Origin of the sequence: Bacillus sp. FJAT-45350, assembly GCF_002335805.1 — a bacterium.
GTDB lineage: Bacteria > Bacillota > Bacilli > Bacillales > NISU01 > FJAT-45350.
Map to the genome: position 1 here is coordinate 2,764,566 of NZ_NISU01000001.1, position 22,090 is coordinate 2,786,655.

At 35.7% G+C, this 22,090-nt stretch carries 25 protein-coding genes and 1 pseudogene; 11 read left to right on the forward strand and 15 right to left on the reverse strand.

Annotated elements, in window-relative coordinates; translation table 11 throughout:
* Positions 1-137 precede the first annotated feature (137 nt).
* Entirely contained in the window at positions 138-953 is an 816-nt protein-coding gene (recX, locus tag CD003_RS13900; protein WP_096201680.1) for a recombination regulator RecX, read from the reverse strand.
* Between the two features lie 151 nt (positions 954-1,104).
* Here recX and CD003_RS13905 point away from each other — a divergent pair, with 151 nt between their 5' ends.
* The 9 genes and pseudogenes from CD003_RS13905 (at position 1,105) to CD003_RS13945 (ending at position 6,995) form a co-directional block, all read left to right on the forward strand.
* Positions 1,105-2,007 (forward strand): TIGR01777 family oxidoreductase, encoded by a 903-nt coding sequence (locus CD003_RS13905; protein ID WP_096201681.1) that lies wholly within the window; start codon positions 1,105-1,107, stop codon positions 2,005-2,007.
* Between the two features lie 452 nt (positions 2,008-2,459).
* The gene (locus CD003_RS13910; RefSeq protein ID WP_096201682.1) at positions 2,460-3,017 is read left to right on the forward strand and encodes a GNAT family N-acetyltransferase; all 558 of its coding nucleotides are present in this window, start codon (positions 2,460-2,462) and stop codon (positions 3,015-3,017) included.
* Between the two features lie 157 nt (positions 3,018-3,174).
* Complete coding sequence (locus CD003_RS13915; RefSeq protein ID WP_142302874.1) at positions 3,175-3,285, forward strand: YfhE family protein; 111 nt, start codon at positions 3,175-3,177, stop codon at positions 3,283-3,285.
* Positions 3,286-3,343: 58 nt separating this feature from the next.
* Positions 3,344-3,496, forward strand: a complete 153-nt coding sequence (locus CD003_RS13920; protein ID WP_096201684.1) for a YfhD family protein — start codon at positions 3,344-3,346, stop codon at positions 3,494-3,496.
* 487 nt (positions 3,497-3,983) lie between these two features.
* Entirely contained in the window at positions 3,984-4,508 is a 525-nt protein-coding gene (gene ectA, locus CD003_RS13925; RefSeq protein WP_096201685.1) for a diaminobutyrate acetyltransferase, read from the forward strand.
* A gap of 33 nt (positions 4,509-4,541) precedes the next feature.
* The gene (ectB, locus tag CD003_RS13930; RefSeq protein WP_096201686.1) at positions 4,542-5,825 is read left to right on the forward strand and encodes a diaminobutyrate--2-oxoglutarate transaminase; all 1,284 of its coding nucleotides are present in this window, start codon (positions 4,542-4,544) and stop codon (positions 5,823-5,825) included.
* Positions 5,826-5,905: 80 nt separating this feature from the next.
* Complete coding sequence (locus CD003_RS13935) at positions 5,906-6,310, forward strand: ectoine synthase (protein ID WP_096201687.1); 405 nt, start codon at positions 5,906-5,908, stop codon at positions 6,308-6,310.
* Positions 6,311-6,421: 111 nt separating this feature from the next.
* Positions 6,422-6,604, forward strand: a pseudogene (locus tag CD003_RS22335) (deoxynucleoside kinase); the annotation flags it as partial.
* 184 nt (positions 6,605-6,788) lie between these two features.
* Positions 6,789-6,995: a PLDc N-terminal domain-containing protein gene (locus tag CD003_RS13945; RefSeq protein ID WP_096201689.1), complete on the forward strand. Its 207-nt coding sequence runs from the start codon at positions 6,789-6,791 to the stop codon at positions 6,993-6,995.
* On the opposite strand, the gene CD003_RS13950 is transcribed toward CD003_RS13945, so the two are convergent.
* The 6 genes from CD003_RS13950 to CD003_RS13975 form a co-directional block, all read right to left on the reverse strand.
* Positions 6,992-7,294: a hypothetical protein gene (locus CD003_RS13950; RefSeq protein ID WP_096201690.1), complete on the reverse strand. Its 303-nt coding sequence runs from the start codon at positions 7,292-7,294 to the stop codon at positions 6,992-6,994. The two genes, CD003_RS13945 and CD003_RS13950, sit on opposite strands and share 4 nt — an antisense overlap.
* Positions 7,295-7,433: 139 nt before the next feature.
* Complete coding sequence (locus CD003_RS13955) at positions 7,434-8,783, reverse strand: DUF4179 domain-containing protein (RefSeq protein ID WP_096201691.1); 1,350 nt, start codon at positions 8,781-8,783, stop codon at positions 7,434-7,436.
* On the reverse strand, positions 8,776-9,291 hold the full coding sequence (locus CD003_RS13960; protein WP_096201692.1) for a sigma-70 family RNA polymerase sigma factor: 516 nt from the start codon (positions 9,289-9,291) through the stop codon (positions 8,776-8,778). Before CD003_RS13960 ends, CD003_RS13955 begins: the two co-directional genes overlap by 8 nt.
* 232 nt (positions 9,292-9,523) lie before the next feature.
* Positions 9,524-9,715, reverse strand: a complete 192-nt coding sequence (locus CD003_RS13965) for a hypothetical protein (protein WP_096201693.1) — start codon at positions 9,713-9,715, stop codon at positions 9,524-9,526.
* An 18-nt stretch (positions 9,716-9,733) separates the two neighbouring features.
* Positions 9,734-10,141 (reverse strand): universal stress protein, encoded by a 408-nt coding sequence (locus CD003_RS13970; protein ID WP_096201694.1) that lies wholly within the window; start codon positions 10,139-10,141, stop codon positions 9,734-9,736.
* 155 nt (positions 10,142-10,296) lie between these two features.
* Positions 10,297-11,406, reverse strand: a complete 1,110-nt coding sequence (locus CD003_RS13975; RefSeq protein ID WP_096201695.1) for a nitric oxide synthase oxygenase — start codon at positions 11,404-11,406, stop codon at positions 10,297-10,299.
* A 226-nt stretch (positions 11,407-11,632) separates the two neighbouring features.
* Between CD003_RS13975 and CD003_RS13980 the strand changes: the two genes are divergently transcribed.
* Positions 11,633-12,502 (forward strand): metal-dependent hydrolase, encoded by an 870-nt coding sequence (locus CD003_RS13980; RefSeq protein ID WP_096201696.1) that lies wholly within the window; start codon positions 11,633-11,635, stop codon positions 12,500-12,502.
* Positions 12,503-12,647: 145 nt separating this feature from the next.
* Here CD003_RS13980 and CD003_RS13985 read toward each other — a convergent pair whose 3' ends face one another.
* The 6 genes from CD003_RS13985 to CD003_RS14010 form a co-directional block, all read right to left on the reverse strand.
* Positions 12,648-13,835, reverse strand: a complete 1,188-nt coding sequence (locus CD003_RS13985; protein WP_096201697.1) for a M14 family metallopeptidase — start codon at positions 13,833-13,835, stop codon at positions 12,648-12,650.
* Between the two features lie 83 nt (positions 13,836-13,918).
* Entirely contained in the window at positions 13,919-14,377 is a 459-nt protein-coding gene (locus CD003_RS13990; protein WP_096201698.1) for a DUF1284 domain-containing protein, read from the reverse strand.
* Between the two features lie 19 nt (positions 14,378-14,396).
* Positions 14,397-15,596, reverse strand: coding sequence for an HD-GYP domain-containing protein (locus CD003_RS13995; RefSeq protein ID WP_096201699.1), 1,200 nt, complete (start codon positions 15,594-15,596; stop codon positions 14,397-14,399).
* A gap of 62 nt (positions 15,597-15,658) precedes the next feature.
* Positions 15,659-16,972, reverse strand: a complete 1,314-nt coding sequence (locus tag CD003_RS14000) for a polysaccharide biosynthesis protein (protein ID WP_096201700.1) — start codon at positions 16,970-16,972, stop codon at positions 15,659-15,661.
* A gap of 222 nt (positions 16,973-17,194) precedes the next feature.
* Positions 17,195-18,874, reverse strand: coding sequence for a formate--tetrahydrofolate ligase (locus tag CD003_RS14005; RefSeq protein WP_096201701.1), 1,680 nt, complete (start codon positions 18,872-18,874; stop codon positions 17,195-17,197).
* Positions 18,875-18,914: 40 nt separating this feature from the next.
* Positions 18,915-19,796 (reverse strand): radical SAM/SPASM domain-containing protein, encoded by an 882-nt coding sequence (locus CD003_RS14010; protein WP_096201702.1) that lies wholly within the window; start codon positions 19,794-19,796, stop codon positions 18,915-18,917.
* Between the two features lie 211 nt (positions 19,797-20,007).
* On the opposite strand from CD003_RS14010, the gene CD003_RS21935 reads away from it, so the two are divergent.
* Positions 20,008-20,157, forward strand: a complete 150-nt coding sequence (locus tag CD003_RS21935) for a hypothetical protein (protein ID WP_179295557.1) — start codon at positions 20,008-20,010, stop codon at positions 20,155-20,157.
* Between the two features lie 127 nt (positions 20,158-20,284).
* Here CD003_RS21935 and CD003_RS14015 read toward each other — a convergent pair whose 3' ends face one another.
* A complete protein-coding gene (locus CD003_RS14015; protein ID WP_096201703.1) occupies positions 20,285-20,887 on the reverse strand; it encodes a response regulator transcription factor in 603 nt (200 codons plus the stop codon).
* Between the two features lie 19 nt (positions 20,888-20,906).
* On the reverse strand, positions 20,907-22,022 hold the full coding sequence (locus tag CD003_RS14020; RefSeq protein ID WP_096201704.1) for a sensor histidine kinase: 1,116 nt from the start codon (positions 22,020-22,022) through the stop codon (positions 20,907-20,909).
* Positions 22,023-22,090 lie beyond the last annotated feature (68 nt).

Sequence of the window (22,090 nt, forward strand, 5' to 3'; positions counted from 1 at the left end):
TTTCTATTACTCTTCCCTTCATCTTCCAAAAATATTTTTTGTAACAGAGTACTTATCGTACCCCCATACTATTCATTAAGTTGCCTCCACCTATAGCATGTAACTACTGCAAAAGCTTTCAAATATGGGAAATCCCCTCATGAAGGATTGTTCTTTTTTTCCTCTAAGTAACGTTCAACTAATTCTGAACTAAAGCCTTTCCTATATAAAAACTGTTTCAGTTTCATTTCTTGTTCCCAAGAAGAATTACCCTTTAATTTTCTCTCGTATTTAGAAGCTTGATACTCTAGCGCATCTAATTGTATGTTTGTATCCGTTGTTACTTCTACAAGTTTCCACGCTTCATCTATTATTTGAAAAGAAAATCCTTTCGCAACTAATCTGTTACTTATTTTTTGTTTCACTGCAGAAGCTGATTCTCTGCTAGATGGCTTCCCTTTTTTCTCTAAATAATCCTTTACCTTTTCAAGTTGGTCGTCAAAAGTAAATTGTAAAAGCGCCTTTTCAATATATTCTCTCTTTACTCCTTTTAGATCTAGTTCTTGACGAATAATATTAGGGCCCTTAACAGTTGTGTTCATTCTCGTTCTTACAAAAGCCATCGCAAATTCTAAATCATCTATGTACTTATAGTTATGTAGTTTATTAATAATGACCGAGATAACTTCTTCCTCCATCTCTTTGCCTAATAAATAATCTTTTATTTCTTTTTCCGTTCGAATTCGATAAGAGAGATATAAAATTGCCAAATTATAAGCTTTTTTTATATTGTCTTCATAAAAAATATCCTTTAAATCATCTTCATTTAATTCTTTTCCTTTTTTTATCCCTTTAGATATCAGAACATCCTGATCAACACTAAATCCATACTCTTCGCCTCTTCCACGATCTATAAATACATTAAAGCGCTCCTGTGTTCTTTTTTGGGTTGTAATTTTCGTTACCTTTATCATAGAACTATCACCTCCACACCTTTTATATTTTTAATTTTAACAAATTAAGAGTTAGGGTAAGTACTAATAGAGGAAATTAAACTAAGGTAGGTTATACTTATAGTGAATTTTTCTTGAACAGAAGATAGACAATTGGGAGGAGAGATGTAACATGAATATAGTCATTGCAGGAGGAACCGGTCTTATCGGTACTGCTTTAACAGAAAAATTAACTAGAGACGGACACCATGTTTATATATTAACGAGAAAAAGTAACAAGTCAGATAAAAAATATGTTACGTACGTTGATTGGCTTACACCAGAGAGTAAACCAGAAGAACATTTGCACAATATTGATGCTGTTATTAATCTTGCTGGTGAGTCAATTGGAGCTGGCCGTTGGACGGACAAACAAAAAGAACGTATTCTAAATAGCCGTATTGACTCAACTAAAGAAGTTATCAATTTGATGAGTAAATTAGCTAACAAACCATCTACCTTTATAAATGGATCTGCAACTGGATATTATGGTAGTTCTTTAACAAAAACATTTACGGAAACTTCCGAACCCTCTGGAACAAATTTTTTAACGAAGGTTACAGAAAAATGGGAAAAGGAAGCCAGTTCAGCAAGCTTTTTAGGAATTCGAACAGTTATCCTTCGTACTGGAGTCGTTTTATCGGAAAAAGGTGGAGCGCTTGAACGAATTATCTTACCATATAAATTTTTCGTAGGTGGAACGGTTGGTTCTGGAAGGCAATCGGTTTCTTGGGTTCATATAGATGATGTTGTAGGATTAATAAACTTTGCACTGACACATGAACACATTAATGGCCCACTCAACTTAACAGCACCAAATCCAGAAATGATGAGCGATTTTGGTAAAACAATTGGTCGTGTAATGAAAAGACCTCACTGGTTACCAGCTCCTTCATTTGCATTAAAGTTGCTGCTTGGGGAAATGAGTCTTCTTGTATTAGAAGGACAAAAAGTATTACCCGAAAAAGCGATGGATAACGGGTACACATTTAAATTCCCTTCTTTATACGGTGCATTAGAAGATATTTTGAACTAAAAAAATATAGAAATATAAAGAGTGTTCAAAAAGGGAATTTACTCCCTTTGAGCACTCCAACCTCTTCTAAAATTCATCAAATAAGACAAGTCCTTCTGCTAATATAACCTTGTAAATTCTACATACCTATTCTTTAAAAAACTAACAAAAATTTCATCAAATTTTCATAAAATATTTGTTTCTTTTTTAGCCCATGTATCATATTATATAAAAGGGATTAAGAGTATTTTAGTGGATTATATGATTAATTCCTTAAAAAGAAGTAATAACACCTTAATTTGATGAAATTTCAAACAATTTAATGATTTTTTCTTACTGGGAAGACAATTGGTGCGTCACCAGCAATGCTGGTCCTAGTGGGTTCGATTCCCACCCCGAATTTGATTTGCAACTTAATTAAATTCGAGGGTGGGTTATTTGTGCCTGCCCTCATTAAAGGGAGGACTTTTACGATGTTAAAAAAACGAGAACTAGCTGATTGCCACCAATTGTATGAATTACTTGTAGACCCTGCAGTATTCCCATTCGTAAGACAAAAAGCATCCTCTTATGACGAGTTCCTGTTCTTAACTAAGCAAACAATTGAAGCAGAAGAGCGTGGAGAATTAATCTCTCGCACCATTACAGATGAATGGGGTGCTCCAATTGGCACGATTAACTTATATGATATTGATGAAGGAAATGGATTTTTAGGCACATGGATTGGTAAGCCCTACTTCGGAAAAGGCTATAATGCCATTGCAAAAAATGTCTTTTTTCAGGAACTCTTTTTTGAACAGGACATTCAAACGATTTTCATGCGTATTCGTAAGGAAAATACTCGTTCGGTGAAAGCAGCACAAAAACTAGAGTACTGTATGATTGCTAACGAATTACGCTCAGATATTTACAATAAATTAAACGAGCTAGGTCCAATCTATGATTTATTTCAAATCGAAAAGGACCAATACCATTTACACATGATGCGTACACAATCACACGAAGAGGCAATCGAGATTAAAGAAGCATAAAGGACCTAGTTTCCATCACTTGGTTAACGGCTACTGAAAAAACTTTTTTCAGTAGCTTTTTTATTTTTACAAGTGGAATAATTTCACAAGATTTTCTCAATACTAGTAATGGATGATGTACATCCTTTATTACATAGTAGAAAGCGAGGAATTGCCTATGGAAAGCAAAAAAAGACGCGTAAAAGAAGAAAAGAAAACTCTAAACAAAACGCAAGAAGTATTGTATCAACATGAGTTTCGTGCTGCTGACCGAGCTGCAAGGAGATAAGCTGTCGTTACTGTCTTTTGATTAATTATTCTAATTATGAACAGAGGAGACGATACACATGGGCAAGAAAAAACAAAACAATCAACAAACTAATAGACCTGCAAATGATGTGGAGTATTCAAGAGAACTTGCAGATTCTGAAGATATTGAAGCAAACGCAAGGGCGGCTGCTGCAAACCGAAGAGCTGCAGAAAGAAAGAACAATAAATAGAATGGCTAATTGTTAATGAACAATGATTAATTAAAAAAATAAGTGTCCAATTGTCTGATGACAATTGGACATTTTCTATTTCGATTCATTGATACTAACTGCTATGTAAGCAATTTGAAAGTTCTTGTTTTTATTTGACGAAAACTATTGAAATATTTTTATCTCTTTATATCTCTTCATATCTCACTCTATCTCACTCGCACGAAACACCTGATACAAAAGGCTTTTTAAAGACTTTTAAAACTTAGGTATTCAACCAATATTTATCAAATCTTTAGAAAACATCATTATACGAGAGGAAATAGAAAGACTAACTACCTTAGTGACTGCTATCAATGGTCAATCTAAATTATCGTGATTAATCACGTTCACACTCGTTTGCGAAAAGTTGGCGACCCCCTTATCATTATTTATGAGCTTAAAATAAAAACGGTTTTAAAGGAGGAAATTGCTATTAGTACTGTCACAATTTCGGAAGGTGATACCCATGAATAGCGACATTGCCACTTTGACAAATACAACGACAACTGACACCCTTACCTTTGATAAGCCCAAGGTAGAAGATGGAGCAGCAATGTGGGAGTTAGTGAATAATTCAACATTAGATACAAATTCATCTTATAAATACATCATGATGTGTGAATTCTTCGCAGAAACTTGTGTTGTTGCAAAAGAAAATGACAAACTTGTTGGGTTCGTAACTGCATTTATCCCTCCTGAACGACAAGATGTTGTTTTTGTTTGGCAGATTGGTGTTGACCAATCTCAAAGAGGAAAAGGTCTAGCTTCAAAAATTTTAAATGAGTTAATTTCTCGCACAGGTTGCAAAAATGTTAACTATTTAGAAGCGACTGTTACCCCTTCAAACAATGCATCACAATCGTTATTTAGACGCTTAGCTAGAGATCATCAAACAGAATGTGAAATAAAGGAATGCTTTGGAGAAGAGCTATTCCCAGGTGATGATCATGAAGAAGAGTTAACGTTTCGAGTTGGACCTTTTAATAAATAAGTGTTCTTATAAATCTAAGGAGGATAAATTAATATGACTAAAAATGACCTAAGTATTTTCGAACAATTAGAATCAGAGGTACGCAGTTATGTACGCAGTTTTCCAACAGTATTTACAAAAGCAAAAGGATATACACTATGGGACGAAGCAGGAAAAGAGTATATTGACTTTTTCGCAGGTGCCGGTGCATTAAACTACGGACACAACGACCCAAATATGAAATCAAAACTTGTTGATTATATCTTAAATGATGGTATTACTCATTCTTTAGATATGGCTTCAACAGCAAAGGCTGAATTCCTTAAAAAGTTAAACGATGTAGTCTTTAAACCTCGTAATCTAGAATATAAGGTGATGTTCCCAGGACCAACTGGAACAAATACAGTCGAAAGTGCTTTAAAATTAGCTCGTAAAGTAACAGGTAGAACTGATGTAATCAGCTTCACAAATGGTTTCCATGGTATGACAATCGGTGCATTGTCTGTAACAGGTAACTCATTTAAACGTAAAGGTGCTGGAATCCCACTTCAAAACGTGGTAACAATGCCATATGATAGTTTTGTTAATGATGAGCTCGACACTCTGGAGTATCTCGAGCAGTTTTTAGAGAATGATGGTAGTGGTGTGGAAATACCAGCTGCTATGATACTCGAGACAGTCCAAGGTGAAGGCGGCTTAAATGCAGCAAGATTCGAGTGGTTAAAGAGAGTTCAAGACATTTGTAACCGTTGGGAAATTCTCTTAATTGTTGATGATGTTCAAGCTGGTGTAGGTAGAACTGGTACATTCTTCTCGTTTGAAGAAGCTGGAATCGACCCTGACATCGTTTGTTTATCAAAATCAATTGGTGGATATGGTCTACCACTAGCCCTTACATTAATTAAACCTAAATATGACATTTGGGAGCCAGGTGAACATAACGGTACATTCCGTGGTAATAACATGGCATTTGTTACAGCAACAGAAGCTCTAACTAATTGGGAAGATCCTCAATTTGAAAAAGACATTAAAGCAAAATCAGCGAAGATTACTAAGTTCTTAGAAAAAATGATTGCAGATTATCCTGAAATGCAAGGTTCATTACGTGGACGTGGTTTCATGCAAGGTATCTGTTCTGAAGTTGAAGGGTTCTCTTCAAAAGTAGCTGCTGCAGCATTTGATCAAGGTTTAATCATGGAAACTGCTGGACCTAGTGATGAAGTATTCAAGCTCTTCCCTCCATTAACGATTGATAATGAAGGATTAGAGAAAGGGTTCGCTATTATTGAAGAAAGTATTAAAACACTTGTAAAAGAAAAAGCTAGTGCATCATCATAATTGCCTACTAACAGCGGGGCTCACCCGCTGTTAGTCATTTAATCACTAAACAAAAACGATTAGACATGGAGGAAATGAACATGAAAGTAGTTAAATTAGCAGATATCATCGGTACAGGTAATGAAGTAAAAGGTGAAAACTGGACAAGTCGTCGTCTTCTATTAAAGAAAGATAACATGGGATACTCTTTACATGACACACTTATCCATGCTGGTACTGAAACTCATATTTGGTATCAAAACCACCTTGAAGCAGTATACTGCATTGAAGGTGAAGGTGAAGTAGAAACATTAAAGGATGGTAAAATCCACCCTATTAATAAAGATACTGTATATGCTCTTGATGAGTATGATGAGCACTTACTTCGTGCAAAGACAGACATGCGTATGGTATGTGTATTCAATCCACCAATTACTGGTAAAGAAACACATGATGAAAACGGTGTTTACCCATTAGTTGAAGATGACGAATCAGTTGAAGCTTAAATTGTAATGAGCAACTCCTTTTACGAGGAGTTGCTTTTTCCATCTTTATGTAGCTATGGCACTTCTCTTTCCTTCTCTTTCCTCCTCCCTCCTAACACTCTTCTATGTTATATCTTAAACTTAGCTAGTAAATATGACATCCCAAGAAATGCAATAATTACAATTTATGGTACTGTCGGTGTTGGTAAATCAACAATCACAAAATCACTTGTGAGTGCACTTCAATTTCGCACATTCTTTGAAAATGTTGAAAATAATCCTTACTTAGTTGAATTTTATGGGGATTTTGATCGATGTAGAAGGAAGTATTGAGGATATTTTAGCAAGGCTTGAAGACGTGTTCGCCCAATGGAGCAACAGGGTATGAAATTGACTTTTTGCACTCTTTACAGCAAACAATAAATCAACCAGTTACATCTTATATAAACAATATATATAATAGAAGTATATTGATTTACTTGAAAGGAGCTAACAAACTGTGATTGAATTTGCCTCTTCATTTATACTACTTTTTCTTTTTTTCGGGTTGGGTATATTCCTACTAAACATTCTAACTAGCATATGGGCATATAGAGATTCCATCCGTAAAGGAAATAGTAAGGAGTATGCGATTATTGTCTTAGTAGGTACATTGTTCTTCCCTATCCTTGGATTAATTGTTTACCTTATCATTCGAAATGATTAATTAAGCAGTACAGTCTCAAAGTTAACTGCTTCACGCTCTACACCTAGCTTCTCTAAAAAATCATACACTTCATCTAATGTCTCTGCAGGATATGTAAATTTAGTAATATGATCAGTTTGCTTAATATTATCTACTAAAGAATCTCCTTCCTTCAGCTTATCCTTTATAGATAAAAGAAAACCAATCATCTCTTCATCCTTCTCAAAGCTTAGTATCCCTCTTGTTTTATTATAGGATACAACAAGGGGGACATTTGTATAAGGATGAAGGAAATATGCCTTATATAATTTATTATCCATAATACAAACTCCTTCCGTTTACTATCACTGTATTAACTGTATATTTTACCAGTACTTTTTGCAATTTAAAAGCTTGATACAAAAAAGGATGTGGAGAAAAAGGTCAAACCTTTATGCCACATCCTTTTCTATTTATTATTTATTTAATACGAACATTCATTGTATCTTGTAATCTTGTAGGGTAATCAACAATTTCTAGAATGATCCGCTCTTCCTCCAGTCTTGGAATACTAAATTTAGTTTCCATTATGCGACCATCTGGATTACTAGTTCCAATAGAATTAACAGAAGCGACCTCTTCCCCCTCCTCATTCATAATTAGGCTACTTAGTACTTGATAGCTATGGTTCATGCTATCAAACTTTTCATCTAGCTCAATATGAAAGATAAAATGGTGCATGTTGTTCGTTGTCTTTAATTCCTCTAAATGGAGCCCACTTGGTGCCTTTATTAGCTTACCATTGGTCAGGTCAATGACAACCTTTCTATCTGCATCGCTTAATGCTCTCACTTGAGATGCTTCTAAGTAAAGTTCTTCTGATTCATGAAAATAACTGCTCTCTAAATACAAAATTTGTTCATACTCGCTAATATAATTAGCTATTATCCCATTAGTGGATGTACTCCACCTTTCTCCGTTTTCATTCACTACCATTAAATCTTCGAATCGAAAAATCTTATAAAGGTTTGTTTCATCGAATTGAACTTTAAGTGACATTCTTGTAGGATAAATCGTAGCTTCTTTAAATATCATCCGTTGATTTGCAAAATACGTTTCTTCATTTATCTCATATTCCTCTTTCAACCCGATAAAAGTTTCTTTATTAATAGGAAATGTGACGCTCCAATTTATATTTTCTGTAGTAACATAACTAGACTTATCTCTTAATTGAAATTCAACTTCAACTGTTAGTTCATCCGGAATCGATGTATCTTCCATAAAATTAACATCGATTTTTCCATAACTTATTTTTTCATCAGCTAATTGGTCGTGAAAATTACCATATGATACTGAACCGATACTAAACCCTTCTCCTAATTCATTAGTAAACGATATCTCCCTCATAGAAGCACTAGTGACATCCCCCATATTTTCTACTGAATAAAATAATACCATCCTAGACTCATCTATCGTCATCCCTTCTACTGTCCATTTAAGGTCAAGGTGTTTATCTGACTCATTAATCGGTGTAGCATAATCATGTTCAATTGCTTCCTTTAACCCTTTATCAAAATGAACAAGCTCTACAAAATACTTCCCACCAGGTAATTCCCCTATATAGTTCGCAAAGACAGGAGATACTCGGACTGTTGTCACCATAGTTATAAGAAATAAACATGCAACAGCAACTGTCCATTGCGCCTTTCTTTTTCGTACTTTTTCAAATCGTGCCTTTTCAATACCCGATTGAATAAACATATCTATTTGTTCAGGTACTTCTTGATTTCTTTTCTTTTGACCGTACCTTTTTAACTCTTGCTCATCCATCAAGATCACCTACCTTCATTTGAACTTTGAGCTGTTTTAAAGCTTGATGTATCCATGTTTTAATCGTTCCCTCTGGTCTTTTAAGAATATTTGCTATTTCACTAATCGGTAGCTCTTGAAAATATCTTAGAATAATAACATGCTGATACTCCGCTCGTAGTTTAGCAATCTCTTCTTCTAACTCAAGCTTCATCTGTGAATGTTCTTCTATCTGATTCACAGGTTCCGAAAACTGTACGACCATTCGTTTCTTTTGCTTAAGTTCATCGCTACAATGATTTATTAAAATTCGGATAAGCCAAGTTTTAAAATACTTCGGTTCCTTCAACTTTTTACAACTTTTAAAGGCAAGGTATGTTACCTCTTGAATAGCTTCAAGAGCATCAGACTCATTTTTAACATATGAAAAGGCTATCTGATAAAGCTGTTGTTTATAGGCTGCAATTAGCTCATAAAACGCTTCACCGTCTCCCTTTCTGGCACGCCTAACTAATTCCTCCGTGTTCACGTAATTCCTCCATTCCGTATAACAAACACATCTACCTATTAGACTGCTAACAGCTTAGAAACGTTTTACTAAAAGAAAAAAAACCGCTAAGCGGTCTTTTGTTTAAAGCAATGTGCGGAGCCATTGCCCTTCTTTGAATAAGCTTTCACTTATCCATAACTTAAGTATTTTTTATTTTCCTAAAAAAAGAATAGAGAAAACTTAATTAGTTTTCTCCTATCCCATTCACATTTTATACTTCTTGACCTTTTCTGCATTCTATTACTAGCTTTAAATATTCCTCATCAATTTCTGCTTCCTCTGCTAATTCTGGAACCTTTGAAATATCTTTACCACAATGGGGACAATTCCAGTTATGTTTATCATAAGCAGGAGAGAATGAGAGATGTAAACAACTACAACACACCTTTTTCAACATTGTCATCGCAATACTACCTTTCTTTTAATTAATAACCATCACTGGAATTTTTGATAGGTTCATAACTCCGAGACTTACACTCCCCATAGCATATGAATTATAATCAGATAAGCCACGGCACCCTATGACAATTAAATCAATCTCCTCGTTTGCCGCATAATTTATAATTTCATATTTAGGTTCACCTTCTAGAACCTTCCCAACTTTCTCAATCGGATAATCAGCGAAATATTTGATACTCTTTTCAATTATTTGAGAGCCTTGCTTTACTAAATGCTCTCTAATATTAGGATATATTTTCATTAAATCCTCTGATTCAGGTATAATATGAACGAAATGAAGTGATGGTAAAGAAACGAGAAAATGCTGTTTAACAAAGTCAAATGCTTTATATACATATTTGGAATCATCTGTCGCTATTAAAATTCTCATATGTTTCTCCTACTCTATATTGACTATTTACTAGATTTGAACTGCTTTTAACATATATTGATGATCATTCAACATTTTCTTCCAAATAGTTTGACAAATCAGTCCAAAATTCTGTAACGGAGGATAAGGATACACATCCCTATCCTCCGTTATGGTCATTTGCTTTTTAGAAAGTGTTTGTCTTGATAAAAGTAATTCGGTTTCATTGTTTCATTTTCATATGGTTTATGAAAAATATGAGTTGTTGCAGGAGAAACTGGCGGAATAAGCCATGTCCAATCTCCTGTTACATGCCGGTTACACTTCTCTTCTCTTTCCTCAAAATGCTTAAACTGATTAGCTGCTGTATGATGATCGACAATACTTACACCATCTTCTTTAAAAGAGTGCAGAACCGCCATATTTAATTCTACTAATGCTTTATCTCTCCACAAAGTTGATTCTCGACTAGAGTCAATCCCCATAATTGATGCGACTTTTGGTAGCATATTATATCTGTCCGTATCTGCAAAATTTCTCGCACCGATTTCTGTTCCCATATACCAACCATTGAAAGGTGCTGCTGTGTACTGTATTCCACCAATTTCAAGCATCATTTCCGATACGATCGGAACAGCGTACCACTTTAGATGTAAATCCTCAAAGCTAGCAATTTCAGGATGACGAATTTCTACCTCTAAAACTATTTCCTTTGGAATCTCAAAGAACTTTGGCTCCTTACCCTCAATCTCTATTACTAGTGGAAGAATGTCAAAATGAGTTCTCTCTCCTTCCCACCCTAACTCCCTACAAACATTTGTGAATTCAATCGAACCAGGATCACCTATAATTCCATGGTTTGTTTCGTATCCTGCGTATCGAATGAGCTGATAATTCCATATCCGTACTCGCTTTTTTGTTGCTGGCTTTAATATTGTAATTGTCGGTAAAATCTTACCATTATTTGTTGCATATTCAATATGTCGAATGAGTGCTTGTGCCATTTCCTCTTCCGTTTCAAGCGCACGTTCATCTAAAATATGTAATGTATCCCAAAATAATCGACCAATGCATCGATTACTATTTCGCCACGCCATCTTTGCTCCGTGCTCTAACTCTTCATTTGTATGCTCATAAAAGCCACTATCATTTATTTGAGATTTCACTTCAGATAATCGCTGTTCTGTCTCTTTTGAACCTTTTCCAAGCTCGGCATAACAAGTCATAATGAACTGTACTGCTTCTTGAAGTACTTGCTCTTTTGAATACACGATACTCCACCCCATTATTGTTGTAGCTTCTAGTATGTTCAGCATATGTAAATTTTACTACTAAAACCATTATAGTTTAAATTTTTCGATAGTAGTTTTTTGTTAGTAAGCTTTCATAAAAAGGACACTTTTCAACAGAAGCTGGCATAAACAATTATAAGCTTCAGTTTGAATTTTTGGGATTCCTTACTTATAAGTGGTAAAATCATATCGTCATTTACTATTTATAAGGGGTTATACTATGGATTCAGTCACACACACACTTTTTGGCTTAACAATTTACGGAGCAATTGATAAAAAGGAGATGACTCCAAAAACAAAAAAAGCCTTTTTTTTAACGGCAGTAGTTGGAAGTCATTTACCAGATATTGATGTTATCTCTCAACTTTGGGATACAGAAGGAAATTACCAAATGTGGCATCGTGGAGTAACACATTCACTTTTCATGGTACCTGTCTGGGCACTGCTTCTTGTATTTCTTTGCTACATTTTATTTGGAGTAAAAGATAGACGCCTATTTTATGTAGGTTTGTTAGCTGTATTTATACATAGCACAATCGACCTTTTTAATGCGTGGGGAACTGGCTATTTTGAACCACTTTCCTCAATTCGCATAACCTTTGGTACACTACCGATTGTTGACTTAGTAATTTGGGCTATTATTCTTACTGGCTTTTTAGTGAGACGATTAAATAAAAACTCAACTTACCGCGTATACCGCTATGTAGGAATTGCCATTGCATTACACGTTCTTATCCAATCAGCTCAGGGATATGTCATCTATCATAAATATACTGACCAATATGAACAACATACATTATCAGCAAGCTTCATCCCTTGGCATTTTACTGTTATCGGTAAAGAGGAAAATGAAATAGAAATACTAAGCACAAATCTATTTGGTTACGAAGAGCAACAGTATTTACTAACTTCCGCTGAAGATACGAATCTAGAAGAATTATTTGAACAACGCCCAGAAGCAAGAACCTTATATGAATGGTCCCCATTTGTCGTCATCGTAGACGAAGACGACACACTCGGCGTATACGACCCAAGATTCTACCGAAACGGACAATCGTTTTTATTTGAGTATATAGAAAGAGCAAACTGACACAAGGAAAGTTTGCTTTAAAGCGATGAGTGAAGTCGCTGTCATGTTTTAAGCCGTCTAGGAGTGGTTTTCTCCTAAACGGCGCACAGCGAACGAAGCCATCGCCCTCTCTGACTAAGCTTAACTTTTTCTTTATTCACTCACTTCACATATACAAGCTAGCCAAAAAAATTCCCAGATTTTGCTGATAAATTGTGTCAAATTGAGATATAGGAAGTGGATTTACTCCTCTTCCTAACTCAACTGTATACGCAGGTATTTGCCATTCTTGTATAATCCAATCCTTATAGCCTGCAAAACTATCGACGTAACGAATCGGCCAATATCCACTTACTCTTGCAAATTCACTTACTATATCTTCAGCGATTGGTGGCTCTAGTCCTTGGAATCCCCAGTAAATTACACTTCCTTGAGTATGATACGCAAGTACTCGGTCAAAGCCACTCTCCTCCGCTAATTCAGCCATCGCAACTGCTTCCGGCTCAGTTAAAGGAGCGTATCCTGGGAAGTCTCTTGGAGCTGGTGAAGAAGGCTTCCTCTCCGCTTCCTCCTCCCAAAGGGCAGGGTACTGATTATTAAGGTCTACTCCTCTAATATTTGCTTTCCAATCAGAGAAATCAGTGCTTCCATCATTAATTGCTAATACTGTACTTCTATAAGGTTCTTCTGGAAGACCTTCCACTAGTAAATCTACACCATCTGGATTGACCATTGGAACGATTGATAATGTTACAGAATCATAGTATGGTGGCATAAATAATCCTCGGATTGAACCTTGATTCGTTAACGAAAGAAGATATTCATTTAACGTCTGCATTAAAATAGGTGTTGTAATCCACTCATGAGCATGAAAAGAACCATTCATATGGACTCGTTTATTTCCTCTTCCTATCTGAAGCTCAATAAGATCTTTTCCCATGACAGAGTTTCCAATAATCCTTGTTGTAATAAAAGGATATATCTCCGTTAATTGATTTATCTCTCGTACCATATCTGAATAACTATATGCTCGTTTGCCTACAACGATTGGATTAACAACACGTACAGGAATATTAATTTGTTGCCCTATTTGCAAAGCGTAAGGGCTAACGGTAGGATTTACTGCCATTAGCGCATCAACAGAAATTCCTCTCTCATTTGCTATTCTCCAAAAAGATTCACCAGGCTGTACTTGATAAAAGCTAATAAAATGGCCAGGAATGCTCACCACTTGACCAATTTGTAATGCATTAGGGTTAACATCTGGATTTGAATCAACGATAAGTGTCACAGGCACTTGAAACAACTGACTGTAATACCAAAAGCTATCTCCTTGCCTTACTCTAATATTCAAGTTATCATCCCTTTTCGTTTTTACCTATTAGAGAAATCTTTAGCTCTCTTATTTGTATGAAAGAAAGGGACATTTATATGATATTAAAGGTTAGTTTTTTCCTTTTGACTACTGGTCAGATTATTGAAAGACTTTTGTAGTTCACTTATTCCAGATTTACAAACTCCATAGCTTAGCCAGGAGCAATCCCTACATAGGACGTCTAGATCATTCGGATTTACCCTTTCAGCAGTCAGTTGAATCAGAGATTGCTTATCATAGCTCTCATTCGGCTTAATCCCAATATGAGAAAGTACCCTATCGTCCATCGCAACAATTCGCTCATCGGCTCCAATACTCGATTCACATTTATTAACCCCATGATGAGGGCATGTCATGCATGCTTCATCTAAACTAGCTACTACTCTAATATCAAAATTCTTCTCTCTATCTTTTACATCTGAGACGATTTGTCCCATTTTACGAATAAACTCAGGGCTGTAGCCCATCCCTTGAAATCCATGAATACATAATAAATGATGACCACGTAGCGTTATCGACATCTCTTCCCTCCTGACTTCTTTACTTTAAATGATAAAAGTCCACTACTTCTCCAGTTGTAAGACGAACTTTAGGTCGTACTGGTTCTTCGGCAAAATTAGTGAAGCCAATAATCATTCCTTTTTTCTCTTTCGGTAAGCGAATTGTCTGTCCCAAGCGATACAACGTCATCCGGAATACAAATGCTTTAATAATCGACTCATCGAATTGCATTCCTTTTCTATCCCAAATAAACTGTCGAGCTTTCATTTCATCTAAGCTAGTTTCAGCTAAATACCCACCCAATTTTTCATCATAAGCTTGGGCTATAGTAATAATTCGTCCAAACAAACTAATCTGCTCTTTCTTCTTTCTATTTGGCATTCCTGTACCATCAACATATTCATGATGATCAAGAATTGCTTGAATAATTGTTTTCTTATTCCCATTATTAGATGAGCTAATTAATTTAATAGATTCTCTAATATGCTCGTTAACCATCGCACCCTTATTCCTACCAGTGTTTAAATACTGCACAAAGTTATCTCGCTTCATATTCACAAAACCACTATCTGCAAAAAGCGTCGCAATCGCCAAATCTAATAATTCATCATCCGTTAGCTCTATCGATAAACCTAATAAGATCGAAATAGTTGTTGTGTTGATCGCATGGATATAAAGTCCATCATGATAATCCTTCATTTGCTTAGTTAAACTAACCAGTTGCCTATCTGTTATTAATCTCTTAAGGAGTTTATTTTGTACTTTTTTCACACGTTCTTTAAAATAAGTTGACTCTATCTTTTCCTCAAATATTGACCATAATGGTGATAGAAACAGCGGTTTTATTGCTTCAGCTTGGCCTGTTTCCTTTTCTTCCTCCGCTTGTACTTTAGGTGCTTCCTTAGTGACTATTCTATTATCATAGTAAACAGCTTCTTTTACAGGAAATGCTAATTTCTCGCAATAGAATGTCGTGACCTGATGTAACTTTTGTAAAAAATCTGGTGAATTATATAGTTTTTCATTTTCAAATATCTCTAGTTCTTTATCTGTTTTTACTATAATAATTGGAGCTGATGATCCTACTTGTTTTTCTAGATGCTTCAATACTGATTCTGTAATTGATTTATAGCGGTTAATAAGTAAATAACCATCTGGTCGGTAAATAGGATGAAGAGTTATATCTCCCCTCTTAAGCTTATTAATTTCTGTTAGCCACAATGTAACGTTAGAACTCACGACGTACACCTACTTTTTTAATACAATTATTACCCTTGTTCACGAATATTGTAAACAAAAGATTAGTAGGGTCTTAACGTCACAGACACACCAATCTTCTTACAGATTGTTAAATAGTGCATGAACGTTAACACAACTACACCAGTGTTCATCCCTAGAATAATTCCGTTCATTTGCAGTTGCTCCATTGAACCTAATACAAACATCAGGACAAAGGAAACAAATGTTGACCAAACAGAATGGAAGAACGCTTCTTTTACAAGCCCTAGCCCAATTAAATAGGCTTGCATTGGAATAACAAAAAAGTGAAAAAAGAAATATGGAACTAATATTTGTAAATAACCAATTGCCGGTGATGCCTCAAAGAATAGACTTGTTAAAGGTTCCGCATAGAAATAAAAGATTAGCACCGATGGTACCCCATATGCTAGCGTCAGTAGCATCACTTGCCGTAAGAGATTTTGTAGCTTTGGTAAATCTCCCTTTGCGTATGCTTCTGAAACTGTTGGTATTAACACAATTAATAAAGAATGGGCAATAAAGGCAGGGAAGAAACCTATGGTAAAGGCTACCCCTGCAAGCTTTCCGTACTGAATTAAAGCCAGAGACTCCGTTAACCCAGCACGCATCAATGCGAATGATATTAAAAATGGTTTTATCGCAAATGTTGCCGCATGGAAAATTCGTAATCCTGTGTATGGTACAGATACCGCTAATAGATGTTCCCTTACCTTTTTCCCACTCATCATCGCACTTGGTGTATACTTTAACTTTTGAACTTTAGTAAAAAATACTGAAATGATATAAACGACCATCACCAATTCACTCGCTACTAGCGTACATAAAGAAATAAGAATAGATACTTCTTGTTCAAATTGAAAGAACTGATAAACAACAACTAATAAAGCAAGCTGCACCGCTTTTCGTAAAAAGCCCGCAAAGGCAATTTTACCCATTTCATGTGAGCCCATTAAATAGCCTCTAGCAATTGATGAAAAGGAAATCATCGGGATTAGCAAAATAACAAGCCACTGAATTAGCGGATGATAGCGATCAAATATCGGTAACTGTGGTAAAACAAAAACAGCAGCAACAACAAATATAGCTGTAAAAGCTAACACAAACCGAACCGCATGTTGTAGCATACTGCGATGGTACTTCTTGTCCTTTTCTGCGATAAATTTAGAAATCGAAATCGGTAACTCCATACTAGCCAAAACAGCTATAAAGATGATTGATGGAAAAATAGACATATAGAGCCCTAGCCCTTCCTCACCTAACTCCCTAGCTAGTACCATATTAATAAAGAATTCAAGACACTCTCCGATGAATGCCGCGATAACTAACAACAGTGCTCCCTTATAAAATGTCTTCATCTTGACTCCCCTTATCGAAACAGCATTACTAAATAAGTATGAGACAAGTCTGGAGATTATTTTAAAAAAGTGTGGGAAAACGGAATTTCTGGAAATGCATTTAGAAGAATCAAGTTAGCAAATTTTGTTTAGTATTGTCGAAACGTAAATATAATGAGGATTTTGCAAATATAACGTCAAAAAAAGCTTGAGGACAATTTCCTCAAGCTTCCTTCGTTTAAACTAAAATAGACCTAGTGCTTTTCCATCTGCATCTACATCCATTGCTAATGCAGCCGGCTTTTTTGGAAGACCAGGCATCGTCATTACGTCTCCTGTTAAGGCAACGATAAAACCAGCACCGATTGATGGTCTTAGCTCTCTAATCGTAATTGTAAAATCTTTTGGTCTACCTAATAATAATGGGTTATCTGATAACGATTTCTGCGTTTTTGCCATACAAACTGGTAACTCACCCCAGCCATTATCGGTAAACTCTTTAATTTGCTTATTCGCATCCGTTGAGAACTCGACACCATTAGCACCGTAGACAACCTTTGCGATTGTTTCAATTTTTTCAACTAGTGTGGACTGTAAATCATATAGATGAGAGAATTGATTTTCCTTCGCCTCTATAACTTTAATTACTTTTTCGGCTAGTGTTATGCCTCCCTGGCCTCCTAGCTCCCACACATTAGATAGAGCTACTTCAATTCCTCTTTCTTTACACCAGTCTCCAATGTATGCCACTTCTGCGTCTGAATCTGTGACAAATCGATTAATTGACACAACAAAAGGAACACCGAATGCTTGAATTGTTTCTATATGCTTTTCTAAGTTTTCCATTCCATTAGCAAGTGCTTCTAGGTTCTCTTCAGTTAAGTTACTTTTTTCTACTCCACCGTGCATTTTAAGTGCTCTAATCGTTGCAACGATTACAACCGCCTCAGGTGTAATACCACCTGCACGGGTTTTTATATTTAAGAATTTCTCTGCCCCAAGATCAGCACCAAAACCAGCTTCAGTAATTACATAATCTCCTAGCTTACTTGCTATCTTCGTTGCGATAACACTGTTGCAACCGTGAGCAATATTTGCAAATGGTCCTCCGTGGATAATCGCCGGTGTGTTTTCTAATGTTTGAACAAGGTTTGGCTTAAGCGCCTCTTTTAATAAAAGAGTTAACGCTCCCTCCACTTGTAAGTCTGCAACAGTAACAGGCTCGTTGTTGTAATTGTAGCCAAATACAATGTTAGAAAGTCTCTTTTTCAAGTCTGCTAAATCAGTAGCTAAACAAAGAATCGCCATAATTTCCGAAGCGACTGTAATGTTGAAACCGTCTTCTCGAGGCATGCCATGCTTTGTTCCTCCTAAGCCAACAACAACATTTCTTAATGCTCTATCATTTAAATCGACAGCTCGTTTCCAAGTAATTCTTCTAGGATCAATTTGTAATTCGTTTCCTTGAAATATGTGATTATCAATAAAAGCAGCTAGGGCATTATTTGCCGTCGTAATTGCATGGATATCTCCAGTAAAATGTAAGTTAATATCCTCCATAGGTACAACCTGCGAATAACCACCACCACATGCTCCACCTTTAATTCCCATTGTTGGACCTAAAGATGGTTCACGTAATGCCACTACTGCATTTTTTCCGATTTTATTCATTGCTTGACCTAGACCTACAACAACGGTAGACTTCCCCTCACCAGCCGGAGTAGGATTTATCGCAGTAACAAGAACAACTTTCCCATCTTTCTTCGATTTTAATCGCTCCATTACATCTAATGAAACCTTTGCTTTATATTTTCCATAAGGCTCCCACTCATCATTCGTTAATGAGAGCATGGATGCGATTTCGCTAATTGGTTTCATTTTAGCTTCCTGTGCTATTTCAATATCAGATTTATAAGTTGTCATAGTAATCTCCTAACTGCAGATGCTTTTGTTATTGTATTGCCTACTCATTAAAACGTTTTCTATAGCCACATTTTCTACATAGTTCTTCTACAACTTCTCTTCTCGAAAAGCCTTCTACAATATTAGTTGCTCGCTCACCATCGATGATAACAGAAAAGTCATCATTGTTAATATTCCCAAGGTCAATTACCCCTTCACCATCAAGACAGCATGGAATTACTGTTCCATCTACTAATATACCTGCTTGGTTTCGTAATCCATGACAAAATCCTGGTCCGTTATCCTCTTCTTCATGAAGCGCCGGCCATTGAAATTCATGGTCTTGATTTAAATAGACTTGGTCCGCTAGTTTGATTCCACTTCCAGGAACAACCTTTTCTTCAATAAAAAAGTCAAGTTCAAACTCTTTTTCAATCATTTCAAGAACTTCACGATTTCTCTTTTTCTGTTGATTTGTAGCATTGTCAGTACCTAAATTCCACAGTCTCAATGAAATTATCGTATCGGTATTAGTCGTTGCTTCCCTTACAAAAGAAAGAATATTCCCGATATAGCCTTCCTTATCAGTGGATCCCTCATGACCATCAAAACTATGAAGAGAGAAGTTTACCTGTCTCAAAGCTGGCTTTAAGATTTTATGTTTCGCTTTATTAATTAACGTTCCATTTGATGTGATATTGACTTTGAATCCCTTTTCATGACTTATATCCAACAGCTCATCTATTTTCGTATGGAGAAGGGGCTCTCCTTTAACATGTAAATAGATATAATCCGTATATGGCTTAATTTGATCTAAAATATTACGAAAAGCATCTACTTCTATAAACTTATATGCTCGCTTAGTTGGCGGACAGAAGCTACAAGCAAGATTACAAATACTTGTGATTTCAATATAAAACTTTTTAAAACGCTTTGTTTTCATCGTATCGTCTACTTCCTCACTAAAATAACATTACTGTGTCAATTATAGATCGTACATATTCACTGTACAATCTGTTTATTACATCCATCCACTTCACAATAGATTTTCTGATAAATTAGATATTTTAATTGACACAAACCTCACTGTGTTATATATTATAAACAACAAACAAAAACTGTTATAAAACAGATAACAAACGGAGGTATTATTAATGAGCCCAATGGATAGATTTTACGATGCTTGGAACTGCTATATTTCGCAATGTGAAAGACATGGAATTGAAGTACGAATTCGCTATGCTGATTTTAAAAAATCAATTACTGAAGAACAAGCTGACTTACTCCGTGCCCAAGTAAGATAACTAAATAAAGAGACGAGGTAGTAATGATGAATGATGATGTCGCCGTCGTAGCAACGACCTAACCCCATCCAGTAGCCATATAAAAGGCACTTGATGGGGTTAATTACGTTAATATATATATTATAATCTACTTAAACCAACCTTTCTCCTTAAATCGAGAAATAGCTTCAATACGATTCCCTACATCTAATTTATCTAAAATAACAGATATATAATTTCGGACTGTACCATTGGTAAGTTCAAGTTCGTCGGCAATTTCATTTGTGCTCTTCCCTCCAGCAATAAGCTCAATTACTTGCATTTCTCGTTTAGTCAGAGGGTTTTCATTATTGCTATATGCTAAGTCGACTAATTCAGGTGCATACACTCGTCTTCCATCCATAATAATACGAATCGAGTTCGCTAGCTCCTCACTCGGACTGTCCTTAAGTAAATATCCGCTGACCTCTGCTTTTCGAGCACGTTCAAAATAGCCTGCTCGTGCAAACGTAGTTAAAATAATGACTTTACATGGGTCATGAATAAGTTCTTCAGCCGCATCTAGGCCACTTTTAATTGGCATTTCTATATCCATAATACAAATATGAGGCTTGTGTTGCTTAACTAGAGCTAATGCCTCCTCCCCGTTTCTTGCTTTACCGACCACTTCCATATCATCTTCCAAGTCGAGTAAAGAACCAAGTGCTCCAAGCAGCATTCTCTGGTCCTCGGCAATGACAATTCGAATCAACTCAATCCCTCCTCCTATCTTATTTGTTCATTTGTTGAATAATATTCGGAACCCGAATATCGAGAGTCGTTCCATTTGAATTAATAATATCTAAGCTTCCATTTACAAACTCTAATCGTTCTCTTATCCCTCGTAGACCATTTCCTCTATTATAATCTGAAATACCTATTCCATTATCTTGGACGAGTAGTTGTAATTCTTCAGTAGAGTCGTTGATTACTATCTTACAAGCTGTTGACTTACTATGCTTTACAACATTTGTAACTGCCTCTTTCAAGCACATACTAACAACATTCTCGACTAATAAAGGAGTATTTGTTAAATTCGCACTACCCTCTATTTCTAATTCAATTTCCGCAGCTTTCAAAATTTGCTGTATATGAATAACTTCCTCGTCTAAACGAACGCCCCGCATATCTGATACTAGCTCACGAACTTCTTTTAAAGCAGTTCTTGCTGTTTGGTGTATATCCGTTATTTCGACTTTTGCCGAATCTGGATTAATATCAACGAGCTTTCTGGCCAAATCACTTTTCAAGCCAATTAATGATAATTTCTGACCTAATGTATCATGTAAATCTCTTGCAATCCGCTGGCGTTCTTCTATTACGATCAGTTGAGAAATTTTTTTATTTGCGTCCTCTAATTGTCCTTCAAGCTTTTCACGCTTGTTTCTATTATACGAGTTAATCGGTAAGAGAATGACACCTATAACCGATAGTATAATGAATGGGAACTGAGAGAAAAACAACTCAGTTTGTGTAAAAAATCCCATTGTTACAGCTAGGGTCGTAGTTAAAAGGTGGACTATATAAAGTGAGAAAAAGCCGACTTTACTTTCAATATTTCCTATAAAAAATGCTAAGAAAAGAGCAAAGTATACGTATCCATAAAATACGGTCATTATAATACTTATCGCCATCTCAATTCCGACCCAAAGGTAGACAAGCTTTCCTTTAGAAATAAATGATAATCGATACGAACCAAAGAATAATAAAATCATGATGATGCCGAAGATAATCTCTAAAGCAGATGATAACCTAAAGATAAAATAAAATGGCAATAAACAAAATATTATCCATATGTAAATACTTAGTCCTGTATTCTTAGGAAAGATGTTATACCAACTTTGCATAATAGCCCCCTCTCTCTAACTTATAATGTTGTAGAGATTGTATCCTCTTATCATACACTATCATTTTT

Coding starts and splice junctions, on each gene's coding strand:
- CD003_RS13905 (WP_096201681.1), top strand. CDS start 1,105: ATGAATATAGTCATTGCAGGAGGAACCGGTCTTATCGGTACTGCTTTA.
- CD003_RS13915 (WP_142302874.1), top strand. CDS start 3,175: ATGGAAAGCAAAAAAAGACGCGTAAAAGAAGAAAAGAAAACTCTAAAC.
- CD003_RS13910 (WP_096201682.1), top strand. CDS start 2,460: ATGTTAAAAAAACGAGAACTAGCTGATTGCCACCAATTGTATGAATTA.
- CD003_RS14020 (WP_096201704.1), bottom strand. CDS start 22,022: ATGCAAAGTTGGTATAACATCTTTCCTAAGAATACAGGACTAAGTATT.
- CD003_RS14010 (WP_096201702.1), bottom strand. CDS start 19,796: ATGAAAACAAAGCGTTTTAAAAAGTTTTATATTGAAATCACAAGTATT.
- CD003_RS13990 (WP_096201698.1), bottom strand. CDS start 14,377: ATGTCGATAACGCTACGTGGTCATCATTTATTATGTATTCATGGATTT.
- CD003_RS13950 (WP_096201690.1), bottom strand. CDS start 7,294: ATGGATAATAAATTATATAAGGCATATTTCCTTCATCCTTATACAAAT.
- ectB (WP_096201686.1), top strand. CDS start 4,542: ATGACTAAAAATGACCTAAGTATTTTCGAACAATTAGAATCAGAGGTA.
- CD003_RS21935 (WP_179295557.1), top strand. CDS start 20,008: ATGAGCCCAATGGATAGATTTTACGATGCTTGGAACTGCTATATTTCG.
- CD003_RS13935 (WP_096201687.1), top strand. CDS start 5,906: ATGAAAGTAGTTAAATTAGCAGATATCATCGGTACAGGTAATGAAGTA.
- CD003_RS14000 (WP_096201700.1), bottom strand. CDS start 16,972: ATGAAGACATTTTATAAGGGAGCACTGTTGTTAGTTATCGCGGCATTC.
- CD003_RS13955 (WP_096201691.1), bottom strand. CDS start 8,783: ATGGATGAGCAAGAGTTAAAAAGGTACGGTCAAAAGAAAAGAAATCAA.
- recX (WP_096201680.1), bottom strand. CDS start 953: ATGATAAAGGTAACGAAAATTACAACCCAAAAAAGAACACAGGAGCGC.
- CD003_RS13975 (WP_096201695.1), bottom strand. CDS start 11,406: ATGGGGTGGAGTATCGTGTATTCAAAAGAGCAAGTACTTCAAGAAGCA.
- ectA (WP_096201685.1), top strand. CDS start 3,984: ATGAATAGCGACATTGCCACTTTGACAAATACAACGACAACTGACACC.
- CD003_RS13970 (WP_096201694.1), bottom strand. CDS start 10,141: ATGAGAATTTTAATAGCGACAGATGATTCCAAATATGTATATAAAGCA.
- CD003_RS13920 (WP_096201684.1), top strand. CDS start 3,344: ATGGGCAAGAAAAAACAAAACAATCAACAAACTAATAGACCTGCAAAT.
- CD003_RS14005 (WP_096201701.1), bottom strand. CDS start 18,874: ATGACAACTTATAAATCTGATATTGAAATAGCACAGGAAGCTAAAATG.
- CD003_RS13965 (WP_096201693.1), bottom strand. CDS start 9,715: ATGACAATGTTGAAAAAGGTGTGTTGTAGTTGTTTACATCTCTCATTC.
- CD003_RS13980 (WP_096201696.1), top strand. CDS start 11,633: ATGGATTCAGTCACACACACACTTTTTGGCTTAACAATTTACGGAGCA.